The sequence below is a fragment of the Oceanobacillus sp. Castelsardo genome, from assembly GCF_001659985.1.
Classification (GTDB): Bacteria; Bacillota; Bacilli; order Bacillales; family Amphibacillaceae; genus Oceanobacillus.
The window spans coordinates 198,272-221,202 of the sequence record NZ_LYCS01000002.1 but is presented as its reverse complement, the minus strand read 5'-3'; the positions used below and the strand labels follow the sequence as shown (position 1 = coordinate 221,202).

Below are 22,931 nucleotides of genomic sequence, written 5' to 3'. Positions count from 1 at the left end.
GTTATAGTGTGTGTTCAAAAAAGAGGATGAAAAGCAAGCCAGTGAAGAACTTCGGAGTCACTTTTTCCCCGAACATTTTGAACATCTTCCTATAACCCTTCGGAGGAGCGTAATTAATATGGGAACCAATAAAGCATACAGCACTTACCAAAATAATGCTGTTAATACTGCATCTGGTGGGGAATTAACCCTTATGTTATATAATGGATGTATGAAGTTTATTAAGCAAGCAATGAAAGACATTGAAAGTAATAGCTTTGAAGCGAAAAATACGAACATCCAAAAGGCACAAAATATCATACAAGAACTAATGATAACTTTGGATTCTAAAGCGGAGATATCGAACCAAATTATGCCGCTCTATGAATATATGCATTTCCAATTAAAAGAAGCCAATGTGAAAAATAATCCAGTTATTTTGGAAGAAGTTCTAGGCTTAGTAACGGAATTTAGAGACACTTGGAAACAAGTAATCATTCAAACTAGAAAACAAAACTACATGAAGCAAGGTGCCCAAGTATAATATGAACCGACTACAATCAGTTTTTGATATAACGGTAAAAATGAAGAACATTCTAGATGAAAATATTTCATCTAATGATAGAGAAGCTAGAATCGAACAATTAAATAACTTATTACTTCAAAGAGAACCGTTACTAGAACAACTAACGCCACCTTTTTCAGAGGAAGAGGATCAGTTGGGGAAAAAACTTGTACGATTAAATCAAGAAGTTCAATATTTAATGGATCAATTATTTTCAACGTTGAAGATAGAAATGAAGCAAATGAATAGACAAAAGAAATCGAATAAGAATTATACGAATCCTTATCATAATGTACAAGTAATGGATGGTATGTATTTAGATAAGAAAAAATAACAGGAATGTTTCTTAATCTTTCTAATAAATATAAAACGAATGAATAAGTGATATGTGAAGAATTAGTTAACTTTTCATTAAATATTTAAATTTTTTACAAAGTTTCTTTACCTTTAAGAAGGAAAAATACGTCGAAATATTGTATAATTTAAGTATAAGGAAAGGAGGACACTTACATGAAATTTAACATTCGTGGTGAAAATATTGAGGTCACTGGGGCAATAAGGGAATATGTGGAGAAGAAAATTGGTAAAATGGAAAGATACTTCGATTCCCCACTTGCATCCGAGGTACATGTTAATTTAAGTGTCTATAATGACGAGCAACGTATTGAGGTAACTATACCTATGCCGAATTTACTATTACGTGCTGAGGTTCAACATCTTGATTTATATGCTGCTATAGATTTAGTAGTGGATAAGCTAGAAAGACAGATCCGTAAGTATAAAACAAAAGTAAATCGCAAATCTCGACAAAACGGAGCTCCTAAATATGCCTTTGCTAAAATGGAAAAACAAATAACAAATAATGAATTGGCAGATGATGACGATTTTGAAATCGTTCGTACAAAACGATTTAATTTAAAACCGATGAACCCTGAGGAAGCGATTCTACAAATGGATATGCTGGGTCATGAGTTCTTTGTATTCACAAATGATAGTTCTGGTGAATCTAATGTGGTATATCGTCGTAAAGATGGAAAATACGGTTTAATAGAACCGACTGTTTAAAATGAAAGTTTAATAGATTTATAAAAGGACAACTCTTTATATAAGGGGTTGTCTTTTTTTGACGTTTCAACTGGTAGAAGTAATATCACGGTATAGTACCTCATGAAATCCTCTAAAGTCAACCGAGAGAAGCGTTATCACGGCTTAGTACTCCATGAAATCGCACGAAGTCAACCGAGAGAAGTAGAATCATATATATTGTGGAAAATTCCCCTTGTATTTAATGTTCATCATCCGTTATTTATTAGGAAATAGAAGCTTATTTAAACCCTTCCAAAAAGTATAGAGTACAATTCACCAAAAAGGCCCTAATTCGTTTTACGAAAAGAGGGCCTTAATCGGATAATTACTTTAAATTTTTATGAACTTTTAAAACCATTTCTACCGTTTTGTTTTGCTTTGTAAAGAGCTTTATCTGCATCTTCTATAAATTTTTTTATTGTACAGTCATCAGTAGGTATTATCGTATTTATTCCTAAACTAGTGGTTACATACTTATTTACTTTTGAACCGGGATGTGGGATTTCTAAATTTATCACGGCTTTTCGAATATTTTCAGCTACTTTTTCAGCACCTTGCTGATTCGTCTGCGGTAAGATTATAATGAACTCTTCTCCACCATATCTAAAGACCATATCTCCACTTCGTTTTACGGTATCTTTAATAACACTTGCCACTTTCCTTAAACAATCGTCTCCCTCTTGATGACCTAAAATATCGTTATATGTTTTAAAATAATCGATATCAAGCATAATGATTGATAATGGCGTTGAATTCCGTAAAGCATTATTCCATTCCGTTGCTATCCGTTCATCAAATACTCGTCGGTTCCATATTCCTGTCAGACCATCCTTTGTAGATAGTTCATGCAAAATTCTATTATCCTCTTTAAGATTATGTTCTGCAATTTTCCTTTCTGTTATATTTCGAACTATCGCTATTAACTGTGGATCTTCTGGTTTTTTTACTTGTAAGCATTTAAGGGAGGCTTCAAACCAAAGATATTCCCCATCTTTTCTTCGTATTCTATACGTAGAGACAACACTTCCTTTATTGAGTAATGTCTCATGATTCTTTTTTATCATTTCTATATCGTCTGGATGAATAAAAAGATAGGCGTCATGGCCTATAACTTCTTCATCCTCATATTGTAATATTTCTTTTCCAGCCGGTGATACATAGAGGTAGTTTCCTGATGTATCATGAATAGTAATTATATCACTTGAATTTTCGGCAATCATACGGAATCGAGCTTCACTTTCAGCAAGATAGTCTATATAAATTTCTATCAACTCGCTCATAAGGTTGAAATTATTGCAAAGCTCCTGAAATTCAATGGCATCGTCTTTAAATTGACTCTTCTCCAACCGATATCTAAAATTACCTTCGCCTAATTTCCTTGTTGCTATTAATACTTTATGTAATGGAGCCGATACTTGATCAGTTATTTTTATGATAAATCTATAACCAATGAAGGTTATAATTAAAATTACGAACGAAAACATCATTGCCATTTGATAAAATGGTTCGTATATCTTCTTTTCTGTTATTTCGCCAATAATAAGCCATTGATCATTATGTACCCATCTATAATCTCCTAACACCTTTTTTCCATTATGAGTTTTATAAAATTTAGTTATCGTATTCCTCGCTAACGCTTCTCTATATATTTCTGAATTAATAAATTCCCCAATTTTACCTTGACGTGATTCACTAATTAACATACCATTTCTATTTACTAAATATGTTTCTCTTGTGCCATCTTGAAAATGCCCCATAACATTTGTAATCGTTCGTAATGGGACAGATCCGAATACTAAACCACGAAATTGCTTATTATGATCAAAAATGGGATAAGAAAATATGATAATTTGTGTGCGAGACTCTCTTCCAATCAATACGTCTGTAATAAAATCATTTCCACTCTTTGCCTCTTTAAAATAATTTCGATCGGATATATCAATTCCAATAGGCCCAGTTGTATCCAATTCAGTTATACCATTTTCATTTACATATACAATGCCATTAAATTCAGGACTGTTTTTATCAAATATTTCAAATTCTTCTTTCATTTTTGGCAAATCCAAGTTCTTTACGCTTGGTAATTCAGAGATAAACTTAATTCCGGCTTTCCTCTCCTCAAACCAATTATTGATTACTATTTGTTGCAAATTAATCATTTTTTCTATTGCAACACTAGCGTCCTCTTTTTTATGTTGTCTTCCAACGAAAATAAATGGGATAGCGGCCGTGAATACTAATAATATAATAAAACAAATAAACCAAAACCGTAGTCTTGCTTTAAAGTTTGATATCCGAAATGTTTTAAATATACGACTAAACAATTTAACATAAACTTCCCTTCCGAAGCATTCTTTCCCATAAAAAAAGACCAAGCACCATTCATTTTAATCCCTTTTGGTACTTAATTCGTAGTACGTATTTTATAATATATCACGATGAAATAAACTTCAAACGATTTTTTCCAATGTTTCATGTCCCATCATTCAATAATGATAAGACATTCTAAAACGAGGGATAACTCCCCTTGACCACAAAAATTATTATTGCTATCCTATCTCCATTGTTGCTGCCTTGGAGATTCATTGTCTACTTAACATATTAGTGGGGTATTGGAGCCATTAATCTATTTAAATACTTGCATTCTATTTATATGTTTGGAGTGATTGTTATTTTTTATAAGTTTAAGAATATGTCATTAAATCATATTATATTTTATACCATTATCTTTATTTGCTTTATTACTTCCATTTACTTTGTGTATCACAACTACGCTTTCTATGAACGTCCAATTGCTAAAGTCATCCAAACAAATCTAGAAGATTCAACCGATTTAAAGGATATACATGGAAATGAAGATCGTATTTTTACCCAGCATATTATAGGTGAAATAAAAAATGGCGAAGAAAAAGGTCGGATTATCCATTTAACAAACGAGTATTCATTATCTGGAGCCTATGATCAACCTTACGAAAAAGGTAATGAGTTATTTGTTTCTTTTGAAAAAAATCCAAATGAAAGTTCCACATTAACCGGAAACATTACAGATGTAAAACGTGATAAATATACAGTTATTGTGGCTTGGATATTTATCTTTACATTGCTCCTTGTTGGAAAAAAACAAGGATTGTTTGCTAGTATCAGTTTAGCAGTGAATATACTTTTATTGTCGTATGCATTGGATATCTATGTTAGGACGGATATGAATTTATTGTGGATATGTGGGATAACCGTTGTTTTATTCACCGTTATTTCTTTGTTACTAGTAAACGGCTTTAATGAAAAAACGTATGCCGCTATTATTGCGACCTTATTAGGGACATTTATTTCCCTTTTGATTACTTATCTTGCTATGCGGATAACTTCTGAAAATGGACTTTACTACGAAGAAATGCAATATTTGACAAGACCATATCGACTAATATTTTTAGCCGGATTATTTATTGGGTCATTAGGAGCTGTAATGGATGTTGCTATTTCGTTATCATCTGCTACGTTTGAGTTATACAACAAAAATAACGATATATCAGTTAAAGCTCTTAAAGAAAGTGGAATAGAAATTGGTAAAGATATTATGGGGACGATGACCAATATTTTATTTTTTGCCTATATAAGTGGATCCATTCCAATGCTTATATTATATTTAAAAAATTATTCGTTGTTAGGTTTTACCCTTTCGATCAATCTTTCATTGGAACTGGCCCGTGCTCTAGCAGGTGGTATTGGAATTGTTCTAACCATTCCGATTGGTCTATATACATCTATTTTCTTTATTAATCGAAAGAGGGAAAAATTATGAATGTACTAGTATTATTAGCAATCATTTTATTCGTATCGATGATATGGATTGGTGGAAAAAAAGGGGCGCGATCTTTTATTTCCTTGTTTTTAAATTTTGCGGTACTTCTAGTCTCTGTATTTATCATGATGGATCCACATGCTAACCCAATTATTATCACATTAATTGCTTGTACAGTAATAAGTAGCATCAATCTTTTTTATATTAATGAAGTAAACAATAAAACAATAATAGCTTTTGTTTCTACCGTTATTACAGTTGCTATTCTACTATTATTTATATATTTTGTAACAAAAAAAGCCATGATTCAAGGCTTTGGGGAAGAGGAGATGGATGAAATTAGTGTTATATTCTCTCTTTATCTTGGGGTAGATTTTGTTAAAATTGCTGCTGCGGTAATCATTATGAGTACTATTGGCGCTGTTACGGATGTCGCAATCTCTATTACATCTCCTATGCAGGAAATTTTTAATCAACATCCGTCCATTAGTAAAAAAGAATTGTTCACATCAGGATTAACTATTGGAAAAGATATTTTGGGTTCCAATACAAATACATTATTCTTCGCTTTTATTGGTGGTTATATGGCTTTACTTATTTGGTATAAGGATTTATCTTACTCTTTTGGTGAAATCGTTAATTCGAAAATATTTAGCGCTGAGATGATCACGATATTTTGTGCTGGGATTGGGATAGCCCTAATTATTCCCATTGCATCTCTCGTTAATGCTCATTATTTAATTAAAATAAGGGGTAAACAAAGTGATGATAAAATTATCCAACGGTAAGACAGGTCTTATCAACTATAACAGTCCAATTAACATAGATTGGATTGTTTTTTTACGTTGAAAAGTAGCTCTAGTACGTAGCTAAAAGGTTATTGCTTCTTCTATCGTAGTTGCATGGCGAAAAATGTCGAAGGATTACCCAAATTTCAAAAATGGTTAAAATTAGAGTCGATTTTTAATAAAATAATTTGGTTTATAGTAGATAATGATGAATAGTGCGTATTTTATAGAACTAATCGATACCAAAATTACATTTTTGCAATTGGTACTTTAGGCACTATACGTGGTAAAAATAAGTCAATGGAACTAGGAGGTAGAAATATGAATGAGCGTGATAAATTAGTTTTACTGGAATTACAAAATAAAATTTACCAACATGAACAAACCATTAGTCAATTAGTGAAAATTGTAGCTTCTACAAATAAAAAAATGACGGAATTAATGATGAATCAAAATAACACCACAGCAAGTAGATTACTTATTAAATAATTCCTCTAAAATCCCCAATTTTCTCCCAAAAGTCCACGAATTACAACTCCTTAAGAGAGTAATCTATCCCCAGATTACTCTCTTTTTCTATCCATGTGTACAAGGTTGTCATAGTTCTGTGCGAAGTGTTATTATTAAATAATAGATGTATTATGATTTTTATTCGCAGATAGGAAAGCAAAAAGCTTTCTACCTGGGGCTTGGATGACTCGTCCCAAAAATTTGCATCAGAACAACGAAGGCATTTAACTAAATGCCAAGTTTTCTAAGGGAGCGTATATAAAAATGGCAGGATTACTCACAAAGATTTTTGGTGATGGTAATAAAAAACAACTGAATCGAATTCAAAAAAAGGTTGATCAAATAGAAGCTTTAGAAGCCCAAATTGAAAAATTATCAGATGATGAACTAAAAGAAAAAACGACGGAGTTTAAGGAACGTTGTCAAAATGGTGAAAGCTTGGATGATTTGCTTGTGGAAGCTTTTGCTGTCGTGCGAGAGGCGTCTAAACGAGTATTAAACATGCGACCATTTCCTGTACAATTAATGGGTGGAATAGCCATTCATGAAGGTAATATTGCAGAAATGAAAACAGGGGAAGGTAAAACACTCGCGTCTACTTTGCCGGCATATTTAAATGCACTCGAGGGTAAAGGTGTTCATATTATTACAGTGAACGACTACTTAGCGGATCGTGACTCGAAACAAATGGGTGAGTTATATGAGTTTCTTGGATTAACGGTTGGATTAAATACGAATGGTTTATCAAAAGAAGAAAAGCGTGAAGCATACGAATGTGATATTACGTACGGTACAAATAACGAATTTGGTTTTGATTACTTACGTGATAATATGGTGCTTTATAAAAATCAAATGGTTCAACGGAAACTTAATTTTGCCATTATTGATGAAGTGGATTCTATTTTAATCGATGAAGCAAGAACGCCATTAATTATTTCTGGTTCAGCTAAAAAATCGGCATCTTTATATCAACAAGCTAATAGTTTCGTCATTACACTTAAGCAAGAAGATGACTATACGTATGATGAGAAGACAAAAGGTGTTCAATTAACGGAAGAGGGTATAAATAAAGCAGAAAGATTCTTCCAAATTGAGAATTTATTTGATTTAAACAATGTTTCCTTAACTCACCATATTAATCAGGCTTTAAAGGCACATGCTTCTATGCATCGTGATGTGGATTATATGGTGCAAGAAGGAGAAGTAGTAATCATTGATTCCTTTACTGGTCGATTAATGAAAGGTCGTCGCTATAGTGATGGATTGCATCAAGCAATTGAAGCAAAAGAAGGCTTACAAATCCAAAATGAAAGTATGACACTGGCTTCTATCACTTTCCAGAACTTTTTCCGTATGTATAATAAACTATCTGGGATGACTGGTACCGCGAAAACAGAAGAAGAAGAATTTAGAAATATATATAATATGGATGTTATTGCGATTCCAACCAATAAACCAATTATTCGTGATGACAGACCGGACTTAATTTATAAATCGATGGATGGGAAATTCCGTGCTGTCGTAGAGGAAATTAAGACTAGACATAAAGAAGGACAGCCGGTTTTAGTAGGTACAGTAGCAGTAGAAACATCTGAGTTGATTGCTAATTACTTGAAAAAAGCAGGAATTAAACATGATGTTTTGAATGCCAAAAACCACTTTAAAGAAGCGGAAATCATTGAACACGCAGGTCAAAAAGGAGCAGTTACTATCGCTACAAATATGGCTGGTCGTGGTACGGATATTAAACTAGGTGAAGGTGTCTTGGAATTAGGCGGTCTTGCTGTTATTGGTACAGAGCGTCATGAATCTCGTCGGATTGATAACCAGTTACGTGGACGTTCCGGACGTCAAGGTGATCCAGGGGTCACTCAATTTTATCTTTCTATGGAAGATGAGTTAATGCGACGTTTCGGCTCGGATAATTTGAAGAATATGATGGAACGTTTAGGCATGGACGATTCTCAACCAATCGAGAGTAAAATGGTAACTCGTGCCGTGGAGTCTGCCCAAAAACGAGTGGAAGGTAATAACTTTGATGCCCGTAAACAAGTTCTTTCTTATGATGATGTACTAAGAGAGCAACGTGAAATCATCTATAAACAGCGTTTTGAAATAATTGATGCCACAGAAGATATGAGTGAAATTATTGAAAATATGATGGAATCCACCATCAACCGTATTGTATCCACGCATACACAAGATAATGATGAAGGAAATTGGGACTTACAAGCGATTGTCGAATATGCACATGGTAACTTAATGGATCCAGAAGATATTTCCGTTGATGATTTGAAAGGAAAAGAAAGTGATGAAATCGCAGAAATTTTAATGGAAAAAGCAAAAGAAAAATATAATCAAAAATCTGAAGAGTTACCATCAGACCAATTTCAAGAGTTTCAAAAAGTTATTGTATTACGTACAGTTGATACGAAATGGATGGATCATATTGACCAGATGGATCAACTTCGTCAAGGTATTCATTTAAGAGCATACGGACAAAACGATCCTTTACGTGAGTATCAAATGGAAGGATTCCATATGTTTGAAGATATGGTAGCAAGTATTGAAGAAGAAGCTACCAAATATATTTTGAAAGCACAAATTCGTGAAAACCTACAACGTGAAGAGGTAGTTAAAAATACTCAAGCCGTTTCAGGTGGAAGTGAAGAGAAGAAAAAAGTAAGAAAACCATACGTGAAAAAAGTTAATGTTGGTCGTAATGACCCTTGCCCTTGTGGTAGCGGGAAGAAATACAAAAACTGTCACGGCAAAAATGAATAAGATTAGAAAGCACTCCTTTTCTGCTAAGGGAGTGCCTTCCATCCTGAATTAAACATGAGGTGAATGAAATGGAATTAATTGAAATTAGACATGAATTAGACAAAATAGCTTCTAGAATTGAAGATTTTAGGGGGTCTCTTTGACTTAGAGTGGAAAAGAGAAAGAGTGAAAGAATTAGAACAAATGATGACAGAGCCAGATTTCTGGGATGATCAAAATGCTGCACAAAAAGTAATAAACGAATCAAATAACTTAAAAAACTATATTACCAATTTTGAGGGAATAGAAGAACGATATGAAGACATGGAAGTATCGTATGAATTAGTTAAAGAGGAAAAGGATCAAGAACTTTTTGATGAATTAAATGAAGAAATGACTTCATTTTTGAATGATATTAATGACTTTGAATTACAACTTTTACTCAATGAACCATATGATGCGAATAATGCCATCTTAGAACTTCATCCGGGTGCTGGTGGAACAGAATCACAGGATTGGGCAAGTTTACTTCTAAGAATGTACCAGCGCTGGGCAGAAGATAAAGGATTTAAAGTAGAGACAATAGATTATTTACCCGGGGACGAAGCAGGGGTTAAAAGTGTAACATTACTCATTAAAGGACATAATGCTTACGGATATTTGAAAGCAGAAAAAGGCGTGCATCGTTTAGTACGTATTTCTCCATTTGATTCATCAGGAAGAAGACATACTTCATTCGTTTCTTGTGATGTGACACCCGAAATGGATGATGATGTCGATATTGACATTAAACCGGAAGAAATAAAAATTGATACGTATCGTGCAAGTGGTGCAGGTGGTCAGCACGTTAACACAACAGATTCGGCTGTTCGTATTACACACATACCTACAAATACTATTGTGACGTGCCAAAATGAACGATCACAGATTAAAAACCGTGAAGCTGCAATGAAAATGTTAAAATCCAAGTTGTATCAATTAGAAATTGAAAAACAACAAGAAGAACTTGCGGCAATCCGTGGGGAACAAAAAGAAATCGGCTGGGGAAGCCAAATCCGCTCTTACGTATTCCACCCATATTCTATGGTAAAAGACCATAGAACCAATACAGAAATTGGGAATACTCAGGCTGTAATGGACGGGGAATTAGATCCATTTATTGATGCTTACTTACGATTACAGATAAAGTAATACTTCATTCAGGAGCAGTTCCTTTCCTGCTAATTGATATGAATTAAGCTATTTTAAAGGTCAGAACTTGTCCTTTAAAATAGCTTTTTCTAATAGGTGGAAAAACCCCCTTCCATTATTTCATAAATTTGCCATAATTATCCAAATACCTTGGTAACAATGAGGTATAGCGAAAAAAACTGAAAAGGTATCATTGTCCTTTACTTTTAAAAAAAAATGATAGGGGTATAATAATAGGGAAGTACTTTATATTTCAATAGGAGGATGAGACAAAATGAAAAAATGGTTATTAGCCATTATTTTCGGTACAGTGCTAACACTTGCAGCATGTGGCGGAGCAAGCAATGATGATAATGCAGAAGAGCCGCCGGCAGATGATAATGCAACGGAAGAACAAGCAGATACAGGGGATACTGCTACTGAAGAGGAAACAGACGATGGAGCAGGCGAAACAGTTGATACTGCAGCAGGGGAAGAAGTATATGCAAGCAACTGCGCAATGTGTCATGGTGCTGATTTATCAGGTGGAGCTGGTAAAGATTTAACAAAAGTTGGATCTAAATACTCTGCTGAAGAAATCAAAGACATCGTTCAAAATGGGATAGGAAATATGCAACCACAAAAACAAGTTACGGGTGAAGATCTAGATAACTTGGCAAACTGGTTAGCAGAAAAAAAATAAATGATTAACTTTAAAAGCTTGTCGATTTAGATAAGCTTTTTTCTTTTTCCTAAAAATCTTATCAAAAAGACATGAATTGACAAATATTACTAAATACTAACGAATGAAACATAAATGTAATAATTTTATACCTAAACATTTCGTCGAAAAATGATATAATGTAAAAGACTTGTTGAAAAGAGTAACGGTAAAAATATTTTTCGACATGCATTGAAAATCAAAATTATAAAGGTGATTTTAAAATGATCTTAATGAAAGACGTATATAAAACCTATGCAAATGGGGTAACAGCACTTAACGGTGTAAATGTAAAAATCGAGCAAGGTGAATTTGTATATATTGTTGGTCCGAGTGGTGCAGGAAAATCGACATTTGTTAAATTAATGTTTAGAGAAGAAAAACCAAGTAGTGGACAAATTTTTATAAACGATATTAATCTTTCGGAATTAAAGGAGAAAAAGATACCTTACTTACGAAGAAATATAGGTGTTGTATTCCAAGACTTTAAACTTCTTCCAAAACTATCAGTCTATGAAAATATTGCATTTGCCTTAGAGGTAATAGAAGAATCCCCGCGTAATATTCGCAATCGTGTAATGGATGTCTTAGAAGTTGTTGGACTGAAAAATAAAGCTAGATCCATACCAGATGAACTATCAGGAGGAGAACAACAACGTGTATCCATTGCTCGCGCCATTGTAAATCGTCCAAAAATTGTAATTGCTGATGAACCTACAGGAAACTTAGATCCCGAGACGTCACTAGATATTTTAAAAACGTTTGAGTCGATTAACGACAGTGGTACCACTGTGATTATGGCAACTCATAGTAAAGCAATAGTGAACCGCTTTAAGAAACGAGTTATTGCGATTGAGGATGGAGTTATAGCAAGAGACGAACAACGAGGAGAATACGGATATGAAGTTTAGAACATTTTTAAGACATGTACGAGTAGGGTGTAGCAACATTATTCGTAATGGCTGGATGACGGTGGCTTCAGTAGGTGCCGTTACAACTACCCTTATTCTTGTAGCTGTATTTCTTGCGTTAATCTTGAACCTAAATGAAATGGCAAAGAACATTGAAGATGATGTTGAGATTCAAACGCTAATTGATCATACAGCAAATGAAAAAGATGTACAAAATCTTGGGAATCAAATTGAAGAAATTAATGGAGTAGATACGGTTTTCTTCTCCTCCAATGACGATGAGTTAAATAAACTGATTGAAGGTATGGGAGAAGAAGGAGAAGCATGGAAATTATTAGAGCAGGATAATCCACTTAACCATGCTTTTATTGTTCGAGCAAAGAATCCACAAGACACGGAAAAGATAGCTGATCAAATAAAAGAATTTGATCATGTGGAGAAAGTAGTCTTTGGACAAGACGTAGTAGAACAGTTATTCAAGTTTAATAATTATGCGAGAACCATTGGAGTTGTACTTATCGTTGCATTAGTCTTTACAGCTATATTTCTTATTTCTAATACTATTAAAATTACCATTATGGCACGTAGTAAAGAGATAGGAATTATGAAATTAGTAGGTGCAACGAATTGGTTTATCCGCTGGCCATTTTTTATTGAGGGTATGCTTCACGGCATACTAGGTTCGATTTTACCAATCACACTCATCTTGGTTGGTTACCATTATGTTGAAGATGCGATAGCGAAACAAGTGTCATTTAACTTTGTTGAAGTGATACCATATAGTCCATTTGCATGGCAACTCTCCTTATTAATTTTAGCAATAGGTGCCATCATTGGTATTTGGGGTAGTGTCATGAGTATTCGCAAATTCCTTAAGATTTAATAGTAAAAAGATTACAAGCCAATCCCCTCAATTGACTTGAGGGGATTTCTAAGTGGCGAATGCCAAGTTTTCTAATATTACGGGGAAGGAAGATATAGAAATGAAAAAGATATTATCATGTGCGCTTATCGCGAGTTTGGTAATAACATGTAGTCCCATTCATTCATTGCAGGCTTCAGCACAATCTGTTCAAGATTTAAACGAAGAAATTAAGAATTTAGAAAAAGAACAGAAAGTTAAACAAAATGAAACGCAAAAACTAGAAGATAAACAAAATGAGACAGAAGACAAAATAAAAGATAATAAAGCAGAACAGAATAAGACGCAGTCAGATATAGATACTATTGACGAGGAATTAACGAATACAAGAAATAAGATTACTGCGAAAGAGAATCAAATAGCTGCAACGAATAAAGAAATTGAAGATTTAACGAATCGGATTAAAAAATTAAAGGTAGAAATTAAAGAGCTAGAAGAAAGAATTGAAAAAAGAGATAAGTTACTAAAAGATAGATTGCGTTCCATCCAGCAAAATGGTGGAGAAATGCCATACATAGAAGTTATTTTTGGTTCTCAAAGTTTTGGAGACTTTATTAGTAGATCGATATCTATCAATAAAATAATGGATTCTGATAAAGAAATAATGGATCAGCAAAAGAAGGACAAAGCAACTTTAGAAGCTGCAAAAATAGAAGTAGAAGACAAGAAGAAAAAGATTGAAACTGAAAAAGCCAACTTAGAGGCTCAGAAAAAAGAATTAGTTTCATTAAAACAAGATTTAGATAAACAAATGACACAAAAAGAAGCTATTATGGATAAATTGGAAGAGGAACATAATCATCTTGAGGAATATAAAGTATCTATAGAAGATGAGAAGCAAATTTTAGCGAATCAAGCTGCTGCTGTTGCTAAAGCGAAGGAACTAGCAGAAAAAGAAAAAGGTAGATTAGAACAAATTGCCAAAGAGGAAGAGGAAAAAGCTAGAAAAGAAGCAGAGGCTGCTGCAGCTGCTAAGAAGCAAGCTAGCGAAAATAATAAATCTTCATCATCTAGTTCAAGTTCTAAATCAAGTTCTTCCAGTTCATCACAGTCTACAACGAAAGCTACCACACAAAGTAGTAGTGGTAATGGAATGTTTACTTGGCCAGCTCCATCAGGAACTATTAGTTCACCTTTTGGTCATAGATGGGGTAAACTTCACAGAGGTTTAGATTTTGCTGTGTCAGTGGGTACACCAGTTAAATCAGCAGCACCAGGTGTTGTTATACAAACAAATACAGAACATGGTCCAGGAATGAGCGGATATGGAAATGTAATCCTAATTGCGCACTCTATAAACGGTACAACCTATACAACGTTGTATGCTCATTTAAGTTCTATGTCTGTATCAGCTGGAAGTGTTGTTAGTGCGGGACAAGTAATTGGTAATTCTGGTAATACTGGAAATTCAACTGGACCACATTTGCATTTTGAAATTCATAAAGGTGGATGGAGCGGCGATAGAAACGCTGTGAATCCAAGAAGCTATTTACCTTAAATAAACAAGGAAGACATTGTTCTATGAGCAGTGTCTTCTTTTTAATTTTCTGATATAATTTACTTTATGACTTCAGTATACAAATAAGGACGAGCAAGTGTGAGTTTTTCTAATAGTAAAAAGCGATATAAAATGTTATGCTTTTTTTACTACTTTAAATAAATGTATTTGAAAATAAAAGTTGGATATACAATGGTTAATAGTTAACTAAAACATTGAGGTGGAAAAATGAGACTTAAAAATTCACATATTGTCCTCATTTTAGTAGGGGCTTTACTTCTAGGTGGCGTTGGTGCATACACAGGTGTGAAGTTGGCTCAAAATGATGATGGTAAGGGGCAAGTATCAATTACGGATGATTCCGTGCTTTTTGGTAAAAAAGGAGTTCAATCTGAACAATTGCCTGAGAATATGGAAAAAGTAGCACAGGCTTTTGCGTTGATTCAAGATAACTATATTGAAGATATTGATAATAAGCAGCTAACTGAAGGCGCCATTGAGGGAATGCTTGCCACTCTAGAGGATCCACATAGTTCTTACTTAGATGTTGAAATGATGGATCAGTTTAATGAACAAATCGAATCATCTTTTGAAGGAATAGGTGCGGAAGTCAGTATGGTGAATGGTGTTGTTACGATTGTTGCACCTATTAAAGATTCACCGGCTGAAAAAGCGGGAATGCGACCGAATGATGAAGTGCTTTCTGTGGACGGAAAAAGTCTGGAAGGTTTAAATTTAAATGAAGCCGTTGCTAAAATTCGTGGAGAAAAAGGGACGAAAGTGGTATTAGAAATTCGACGTGCCGGGGCTACAGACCCTTTTGATTTGACGATAACCCGTGATGAAATCCCAGTTGAGACGGTATATCATAAAGTGGAAAAAATGGATGGAAAGAAAACAGGTATTCTTGAGATTACAAACTTCTCTGAGCATACATATACCGAGTTTAAAGAACAATTGGATACGTTAGAGGATGAAGGTATAGAAGGATTAATTATTGATGTAAGAGGTAATCCTGGGGGACTACTAAATGTAATTGAAGAAATATTATCCTTGTTCGTACCAAAAGACATCCCATATATTCAGATTGAAGATGCAAATGGTAATAAGGCGCCATATTACTCGAATCTTGAGGAGAAAAAGCCTTATCCAGTTAGTGTCTTAATAGATGAAGGTAGTGCCTCTGCATCAGAAATATTGGCCGTTGCGATGAAGGAATTAGGTTATGATATAGTTGGTCATACTAGTTATGGAAAAGGAACGGTCCAACAAGCAATTCCTTTAGGAGATGGAAGTTCCATTAAGCTTACTACTAATAAATGGTTATCTCCAAAAGGGGAATGGATTAATGAAGTTGGGGTAGAACCAACTATCGAAGTAAGTCAACCTGATTATTATTATACAAATCCAATTATACTTGAAGAAACGTTGCAATATGATCAATCTAATGAAGCCATCGGAAATATGCAAACGATGTTAAGTGGGTTAGGTTATGACACAAGTCGTACAGATGGATATTTTAATAAGGAAACAGAAAAAGCAGTGAAGCAGTTCCAAGCAGACAATGATTTAGATGCGACAGGAAAGGTAGATAAGAATACTGCAGGTGTTATTGAAGCTAAAGTAATAGAACATATACGAAATGGCGACGATGATCAACAATTGGAAAATGCATTAGAAGAATTGTATAAATGATGAAAGAAAATAAAATCCGTGGGAAACCACGGATTTTATTTCATATTTTTGTTATACTTCAAATTAGAGTAAGATGCAGGGAAATATATTTATATATCGAATATTATTTTAAAGGGATCTGTTGGAAGGTGATTAACTTGATAGAACATTGGCTCATGGAAGCAGTAAAGGGAATTGGAAGGTTTTTCTTGAATCCTCTCGTATATTGGTCTATATTATTAGTTATTTTTTCAGGTTATAAACGCATTAAAGAAGAACGCCTTGATTTTGGTTCTAAAGTTTTTGATGTTTTTTCGGAGTGGAAAGGTACACACTGGATTGCTATCATTTCCGGTATAATCGTTTCCGTTATTACTTTAGGAACAGGTATGGTTCTTAACTATGAAACTATTATTATACTTAGTATAATAACTATTCTACTAAGTATAACAATAAGCTTTACGATGCTTTCTCCAATTTATACGATAGGTATTACGTACTTATTGTTTTTATTTTTGCCTTACGTATGGAAAGACACAGAGCTATTCGGTATATCCTTTACATTGGAAACAAACTTTACCGTATTATCAATCTTATTAGGTTTGTTTTTAGTAGTAGAGGCAGTTTTAGTTAAAAGTATGAAAAGGAATCGAACTTATCCAAGTATATCATTAAGTAGACGGGGAATTTGGGTAGGTCAACATCGGTTGAAGAGAATGGCGGTTATTCCTTTTTTTATGCTAATTCCTACTGGTAATATTGTTCCTATTGCACCTTATTGGCCAGTTGTTACCTTTGGTGATGAGAGTTTCGGCATTGTACTGATTCCTTTTATTATTGGATTTGACTACATAGCAAAAGGTCATATGCCAAAACAAGCCGCAGGGAAACTTTCAAAATATATTATGTTGCTAGGGTTAGCCATTATCGCCATTGCAGTTGGTGGTATTTTCATTCATTGGTTATCCTTTGTTGCTTTGATTGTAGCCATTTTAGGAAAAGAATATATCCATTATCGTTATAGGTATGGAGATAAAGTAAGGTTGCCTTATTTTCATCCAGAGAATGATGGGCTCAAAATTGTAAGTATTATTCCTGGCACTCCTGCAGACCGAAGTGGGCTTTTGGTCGGAGAAATTATCGCTAAGGTAAACGGGGTAAGGGTAAATAATGTTCATCAATTCTATCTAGCTTTACAAAACAGTGGAGCTTATTTTAAATTAGATGTTTTAGATGATAACAAAGAAATAAGGTTCGTTCAGGGTGCCTATTATGAAGGGGAGCATCATGAATTGGGATTACTTTTTTCCGAGAAACCTCATAAGAAAAAGATGAAAAAAGTAAATTAACGAAGTAAAAAAGAGTCTAGGTATAGGCTCTTTTTTTTGACTATAACAAGAGGCAAGGGGACGGGTACGTTGGCTCGAAATATATATTGGGGAAATTCTGTTCCACTTGTATCTATGCCTGTTATCTTCTTCATAAATCATGGTTAGAATAGTAAGATATAAGTGTTCCATAATCGAATATTTGTTCGTGCTGTGTTAAAATATGAAGTGGATATGATAGAATATAGGGAAAGAGGAACGGAGGCGGACATTTTGGATCATAATAAGTTTGAATTAGTTTCTAAGTATGAACCAGCGGGGGACCAACCAAAAGCAATTAAAGAAATTACGGAAAAGGTGTTGGCTGGTCAACGACATCAAACATTATTAGGTGCCACTGGAACTGGTAAAACATTTACGATGTCCAATGTAATCAAAGAAATTAATCGTCCAACATTAGTCATTGCTCATAATAAAACACTGGCAGGGCAATTATATAGTGAATTTAAAGAGTTTTTCCCAAATAATGCGGTGGAATATTTTGTAAGCTATTATGATTATTATCAACCTGAGGCATATGTCCCTTCTACCGATACATTTATTGAAAAAGACGCAAGCATTAATGATGAAATAGATAAATTACGACACTCTGCTACGTCGTCTCTCTTTGAAAGAAATGATGTATTAATTGTAGCAAGTGTGTCTTGTATATATGGTTTAGGTTCTCCAGAAGAATATGGCAGTCAAGTACTTTCTCTACGTATGGGAATGGAAAAAGACCGTGATCAATTGTTACGAGAATTAGTGGATATTCAATATGCTAGAAATGATATTGATTTTCAGCGCGGTACATTCCGAGTTCGGGGAGATTCGGTTGAAATTATTCCAGCTTCGAGGGAAGAACATTGCATACGTATTGAGTTCTTTGGGGATGAAATTGACCGAATTAGAGAAGTAGATGCTTTAACAGGGGAAATTGTTGGTGATAGAGAACACGTTGCTATTTTCCCTGCTTCTCACTTTGTTACAAGAGAAGAAAAGATGAAAATCGCTATTTCTAATATCGAAAAGGAATTAGAAGAAAGATTAAAAGAATTACGTGATGATAACAAACTATTAGAAGCACAACGTTTGGAGCAACGAACCCATTATGACTTAGAAATGATGCGGGAAATGGGTTTCTGTTCCGGGATTGAAAACTATTCTAGACATTTAACATTAAGAGAAGCAGGTGCAACACCATATACATTGATTGATTATTTTCCCGAGGATTTCCTAGTTGTTATTGATGAATCCCATGTTACATTGCCACAAATAAGGGGAATGTATAATGGGGACCAAGCGAGAAAACAAGTGCTAGTGGATCATGGTTTCCGTTTGCCATCTGCCTTGGATAACCGTCCTTTAAAATTCGAGGAATTTGAAGGGAAAACACATCAACTTGTCTATGTTTCTGCAACACCTGGACCATATGAATTAGAACATTCTCCAGAAATGACGGAGCAGATTATCCGTCCAACAGGATTATTGGATCCGAAAATAGAAGTACGCCCGATTGAAGGGCAAATTGATAATCTCATTAAAGAAATGAATCAACGAATTGATAAAAATGAACGTATCCTTGTGACCACCTTAACGAAAAAGATGTCAGAGGATTTAACCGATTATTTAAAAGAAATCGGGATGAAGGTTGCCTATTTACATTCGGAAATTAAGACCCTAGAGCGGATTGAGATTATTCGTGATTTACGAGTAGGAAAATATGATGTCTTAATTGGAATTAACTTACTACGTGAGGGATTAGATATTCCGGAAGTGTCGTTAGTAGCTATCTTAGATGCAGATAAGGAAGGGTTCCTACGATCCGAACGTTCCTTAATTCAAACGATCGGCCGTGCTGCTCGTAATGCAAACGGCGAAGTTATTATGTATGCAGATAAAATAACAGATTCCATGCAAAAAGCAATCGATGAAACAAGCCGACGTCGTGAAAAACAAATGGCATATAATGAAGAACATAACATCATACCAAAAACGATTAAGAAAGAGGTACGTGATGTGATTCGTGCAACGATGGTTGCTGAAGATACTGAAAAATACGATAGCAAGTCTAAAGCGATAGAAAAATTACCGAAGAAGGAAAGAGAAAAGGTAATCGAACAGATGGAAAAGGAAATGAAAGAGGCAGCAAAAGCGCTTGATTTTGAAAAGGCTGCTGAACTCCGAGATATTATTTTTGAGCTGAAAGCGGGAGCGTGATTTCAAGATGTCTACGAATAAAACGATACAAATAAAGGGAGCAAGGGCCAATAATTTAAAAAATATTGATATTAGTATCCCGAAAAATAAACTTGTAGTAGTGACAGGCTTATCTGGTTCGGGAAAATCTTCGCTCGCTTTCGATACCATCTATGCAGAAGGACAACGTCGATATGTAGAGTCTTTATCTGCCTATGCAAGACAGTTTTTAGGTCAAATGGATAAACCAGATGTCGATTCGATTGAAGGTTTATCCCCAGCAATTGCAATCGATCAAAAAACAACGAGTCGTAATCCAAGGTCAACAGTTGGAACAGTAACAGAGATTTATGATTATTTACGTCTTTTATTTGCAAGAGTGGGGCACCCAACATGTCCAAAACACGGAATTGAGATAGCTTCACAAACTGTTCAACAAATGGTTGATCGAATCATGGATTATCCAGAACGAACAAAAATGCAGATCCTTGCTCCAGTTGTTTCGGGCAAAAAAGGTGAACATAAAAAAGTTCTAGAGAAGTTGAAAAAAGAAGGTTTTGTCCGAATTCGTGTGGACAAGGAAATGCGTGAAGTAACGGAAGATATTACACTAGAAAAAAACAAAAAGCATTCGATTGAAGTAGTTGTTGATCGTGTTGTTGTAAAGCCGGGTACAGAAAGTAGATTGAGTGACTCCATTGAAACAGCATTGAAATTGGGTGAAGGAAAAATCATTGTCGATGTGATTGGAGAAGAAGAATTAACTTTTAGTGAACATCATGCTTGCCCGATTTGCGGCTTTTCTATTGGAGAATTAGAACCGCGTTTATTTTCATTTAATAGTCCATTTGGTGCTTGTACTGCGTGTGATGGACTTGGTACAAAACTAGAAGTAGACATCGATTTAGTAATACCTGACTGGGATAGGACGTTGAACGAAAATGCTATTGTTGCTTGGGAACCTATTAGTTCACAATACTACCCACAATTACTGAAAAGTGTTTGTCAGCATTATAATATTGACATGAATATCCCGGTGAAAGATTTACCAAAAGAACAAATGGATAAAGTGTTATATGGCAGTGGAACCGAAAAAATTCATTTCTATTATGAAGGTGAATTCGGAAATATTAGGGATACCGATATTTATTTTGAAGGTGTCATGAACAACATTGCGAGACGTTATAAGGAAACGAGCTCTGACTTTACAAGGGATACACTAGAAAAATATATGACAGAAAAAAATTGCCCTACATGTAAAGGGCACCGTTTGAAACAAGAAGCGTTAGCGGTGTTAATTAATGGGTTACATATAAGTAATATAACGGATTATTCTATTATGGAAGCAATGGAATTCTTTAACAAAGTGGATTTCACGGATAAAGAAAAACAAATTGCCAAAATGATTTTAAAAGAAATCGAGAATCGTTTATCATTTCTAGTCAATGTAGGATTGGATTATTTAAACTTATCCCGTGCCGCTGGTACTCTATCTGGTGGAGAAGCGCAACGGATTCGATTAGCAACTCAAATTGGATCCGCGTTAACTGGAGTGTTATATGTACTAGACGAACCTTCTATTGGTTTACATCAAAGGGATAACGACCGTCTTATAGGCGCGCTTAAGCATATGCGTGATTTAGATAATACGTTAATAGTCGTAGAGCATGATGAAGATACCATGCTTGCAGCTGATTGGTTAATCGATATAGGCCCCGGGGCTGGAGAATATGGTGGTCAAGTCATAGCAAGTGATACACCAGAAAACGTAATGAAAAATGACAATTCTCTTACTGGTAAATATTTATCAGGGGAAAAATTCATTCCACTTCCTACAAGCAGACGAAAAGGAGATAAACGAAAACTAGAAGTTATTGGTGCTTCAGAAAATAATTTAAAAAATGTTTCTGTGAAAATTCCGATTGGATTAATGACTGTAGTTACTGGGGTTTCGGGTTCTGGTAAAAGTACGTTAGTTAATGAAATTATTTATAAAACGTTAGCGAAGGAATTGAACAGAGCGAATATAAAAGCAGGGGAACATAAAACAATTAAGGGATTAGAACATCTAGATAAAGTAATTAATATAGATCAGTCCCCAATAGGAAGGACACCACGATCTAACCCAGCGACATATACGGGAGTTTTTGATGATATTCGTGATGTCTATTCTCAAACGAATGAAGCAAAAGTAAGAGGTTATAAAAAAGGTCGATTCAGTTTTAATGTAAAAGGTGGTCGATGTGAAGCTTGCCGGGGAGATGGGATTATAAAGATTGAAATGCACTTCTTACCTGATGTTTACGTTCCTTGTGAAGTTTGTCATGGGAAACGATACAATCGTGAAACATTAGAAGTACAATATAAAGGAAAAAGTATATCAGATGTATTGGATATGCGAATTGAGGAAGCATTAGAATTTTTTGCTCCTATCCCTAAAATCAAGCGAAAACTACAAACATTAGTAGATGTTGGATTAGGTTATGTTCAATTGGGACAGCCGGCTACTACATTATCGGGTGGGGAGGCCCAACGTGTGAAGTTAGCAAGTGAACTCCATAAACGCTCAACTGGGAAAACCTTCTATATTTTAGATGAACCTACAACAGGTTTACATGTTGACGATATTAAACGCTTGTTGTCTGTCTTGCAACGATTAGCGGAAAACGGAGATTCCATCTTAATTATTGAACACAACCTAGATGTTATTAAATGTGCCGATCACATTATTGACCTAGGCCCAGAAGGTGGGGACCGTGGTGGACAAATCATCGCAACCGGAACACCAGAGGAAATTGCTGAAGCATCCGATATTTCCTTTACGGGCCATTACCTAAAAACAGTATTAGAAAGAGATCAAAAACGTATGAAAGAACGAATAACCGAAAAAGAGAAAATTAGTACAAAATAATAGAAGTAAAAGCACTAAGCAGCCCGAATACACAACGCCCGTGGAAAAATGTATTCGGGCTGAAATTC

General features: G+C 34.7%; 17 protein-coding genes. 16 read left to right on the top strand and 1 reads right to left on the bottom strand.

All coding sequences use genetic code 11. From position 1 onward, the window contains the following. Positions 1–118 precede the first annotated feature (118 nt). The 3 genes from fliS (at position 119) to hpf (ending at position 1,609) form a co-directional block, all read left to right on the top strand. Positions 119–523, top strand: coding sequence for a flagellar export chaperone FliS (fliS, locus tag A9178_RS05280; RefSeq protein WP_068673070.1), 405 nt, complete (start codon positions 119–121; stop codon positions 521–523). A 1-nt stretch (position 524) separates the two neighbouring features. Beyond that, positions 525–878, top strand: a complete 354-nt coding sequence (gene fliT, locus A9178_RS05275) for a flagellar protein FliT (protein ID WP_068673068.1) — start codon at positions 525–527, stop codon at positions 876–878. Between the two features lie 176 nt (positions 879–1,054). After that, a complete protein-coding gene (gene hpf, locus A9178_RS05270; RefSeq protein WP_068673066.1) occupies positions 1,055–1,609 on the top strand; it encodes a ribosome hibernation-promoting factor, HPF/YfiA family in 555 nt (184 codons plus the stop codon). Positions 1,610–1,968: 359 nt separating this feature from the next. Here hpf and A9178_RS18565 read toward each other — a convergent pair whose 3' ends face one another. Next, positions 1,969–3,954, bottom strand: coding sequence for a diguanylate cyclase domain-containing protein (locus tag A9178_RS18565; RefSeq protein ID WP_082918097.1), 1,986 nt, complete (start codon positions 3,952–3,954; stop codon positions 1,969–1,971). A 368-nt stretch (positions 3,955–4,322) separates the two neighbouring features. Between A9178_RS18565 and A9178_RS05260 the strand changes: the two genes are divergently transcribed. From A9178_RS05260 to uvrA, 13 genes are all read left to right on the top strand, one after another. Beyond that, the gene (locus A9178_RS05260) at positions 4,323–5,429 is read left to right on the top strand and encodes a YibE/F family protein (protein WP_156520706.1); all 1,107 of its coding nucleotides are present in this window, start codon (positions 4,323–4,325) and stop codon (positions 5,427–5,429) included. Beyond that, positions 5,426–6,217 (top strand): YibE/F family protein, encoded by a 792-nt coding sequence (locus A9178_RS05255; protein ID WP_068673063.1) that lies wholly within the window; start codon positions 5,426–5,428, stop codon positions 6,215–6,217. The genes A9178_RS05260 and A9178_RS05255 overlap by 4 nt, the downstream gene beginning before the upstream one ends. Positions 6,218–6,538: 321 nt before the next feature. After that, positions 6,539–6,706, top strand: a complete 168-nt coding sequence (locus tag A9178_RS18905; protein ID WP_156520705.1) for a hypothetical protein — start codon at positions 6,539–6,541, stop codon at positions 6,704–6,706. Between the two features lie 285 nt (positions 6,707–6,991). Continuing rightward, positions 6,992–9,511, top strand: coding sequence for a preprotein translocase subunit SecA (secA, locus tag A9178_RS05250; RefSeq protein WP_068673061.1), 2,520 nt, complete (start codon positions 6,992–6,994; stop codon positions 9,509–9,511). A gap of 68 nt (positions 9,512–9,579) precedes the next feature. After that, a protein-coding gene (prfB, locus tag A9178_RS05245) for a peptide chain release factor 2 (RefSeq protein ID WP_156520704.1) occupies positions 9,580–10,681 on the top strand; the annotation gives its coding sequence in 2 pieces (ribosomal slippage) (positions 9,580–9,651 and positions 9,653–10,681; 1,101 coding nt in all). 274 nt (positions 10,682–10,955) lie between these two features. Further along, entirely contained in the window at positions 10,956–11,363 is a 408-nt protein-coding gene (cccB, locus tag A9178_RS05240; RefSeq protein WP_068673059.1) for a cytochrome c551, read from the top strand. A 242-nt stretch (positions 11,364–11,605) separates the two neighbouring features. Beyond that, a complete protein-coding gene (gene ftsE, locus A9178_RS05235) occupies positions 11,606–12,292 on the top strand; it encodes a cell division ATP-binding protein FtsE (RefSeq protein WP_068673057.1) in 687 nt (228 codons plus the stop codon). Continuing rightward, positions 12,282–13,175, top strand: coding sequence for a permease-like cell division protein FtsX (gene ftsX / locus A9178_RS05230; protein WP_068673055.1), 894 nt, complete (start codon positions 12,282–12,284; stop codon positions 13,173–13,175). The genes ftsE and ftsX overlap by 11 nt, the downstream gene beginning before the upstream one ends. A gap of 100 nt (positions 13,176–13,275) precedes the next feature. Continuing rightward, entirely contained in the window at positions 13,276–14,712 is a 1,437-nt protein-coding gene (locus A9178_RS05225) for a murein hydrolase activator EnvC family protein (RefSeq protein ID WP_068673608.1), read from the top strand. 228 nt (positions 14,713–14,940) lie between these two features. Then, the gene (locus A9178_RS05220; protein WP_068673053.1) at positions 14,941–16,407 is read left to right on the top strand and encodes a S41 family peptidase; all 1,467 of its coding nucleotides are present in this window, start codon (positions 14,941–14,943) and stop codon (positions 16,405–16,407) included. 137 nt (positions 16,408–16,544) lie between these two features. After that, positions 16,545–17,735, top strand: coding sequence for a PDZ domain-containing protein (locus A9178_RS05215; RefSeq protein WP_068673606.1), 1,191 nt, complete (start codon positions 16,545–16,547; stop codon positions 17,733–17,735). Between the two features lie 252 nt (positions 17,736–17,987). Continuing rightward, complete coding sequence (gene uvrB, locus A9178_RS05210; protein WP_231889794.1) at positions 17,988–19,973, top strand: excinuclease ABC subunit UvrB; 1,986 nt, start codon at positions 17,988–17,990, stop codon at positions 19,971–19,973. 7 nt (positions 19,974–19,980) lie between these two features. Continuing rightward, on the top strand, positions 19,981–22,863 hold the full coding sequence (uvrA, locus tag A9178_RS05205; protein WP_068673051.1) for an excinuclease ABC subunit UvrA: 2,883 nt from the start codon (positions 19,981–19,983) through the stop codon (positions 22,861–22,863). Positions 22,864–22,931: the final 68 nt, after the last annotated feature.

Bases quoted from the DNA above. Each gene is read 5' to 3' on its own strand.
- fliS (WP_068673070.1), top strand. From the start codon at position 119: ATGGGAACCAATAAAGCATACAGCACTTACCAAAATAATGCTGTTAAT.
- fliT (WP_068673068.1), top strand. From the start codon at position 525: ATGAACCGACTACAATCAGTTTTTGATATAACGGTAAAAATGAAGAAC.
- hpf (WP_068673066.1), top strand. From the start codon at position 1,055: ATGAAATTTAACATTCGTGGTGAAAATATTGAGGTCACTGGGGCAATA.
- A9178_RS05260 (WP_156520706.1), top strand. From the start codon at position 4,323: ATGTCATTAAATCATATTATATTTTATACCATTATCTTTATTTGCTTT.
- A9178_RS05255 (WP_068673063.1), top strand. From the start codon at position 5,426: ATGAATGTACTAGTATTATTAGCAATCATTTTATTCGTATCGATGATA.
- A9178_RS18905 (WP_156520705.1), top strand. From the start codon at position 6,539: ATGAATGAGCGTGATAAATTAGTTTTACTGGAATTACAAAATAAAATT.
- secA (WP_068673061.1), top strand. From the start codon at position 6,992: ATGGCAGGATTACTCACAAAGATTTTTGGTGATGGTAATAAAAAACAA.
- cccB (WP_068673059.1), top strand. From the start codon at position 10,956: ATGAAAAAATGGTTATTAGCCATTATTTTCGGTACAGTGCTAACACTT.
- ftsE (WP_068673057.1), top strand. From the start codon at position 11,606: ATGATCTTAATGAAAGACGTATATAAAACCTATGCAAATGGGGTAACA.
- ftsX (WP_068673055.1), top strand. From the start codon at position 12,282: ATGAAGTTTAGAACATTTTTAAGACATGTACGAGTAGGGTGTAGCAAC.
- A9178_RS05225 (WP_068673608.1), top strand. From the start codon at position 13,276: ATGAAAAAGATATTATCATGTGCGCTTATCGCGAGTTTGGTAATAACA.
- A9178_RS05220 (WP_068673053.1), top strand. From the start codon at position 14,941: ATGAGACTTAAAAATTCACATATTGTCCTCATTTTAGTAGGGGCTTTA.
- uvrA (WP_068673051.1), top strand. From the start codon at position 19,981: ATGTCTACGAATAAAACGATACAAATAAAGGGAGCAAGGGCCAATAAT.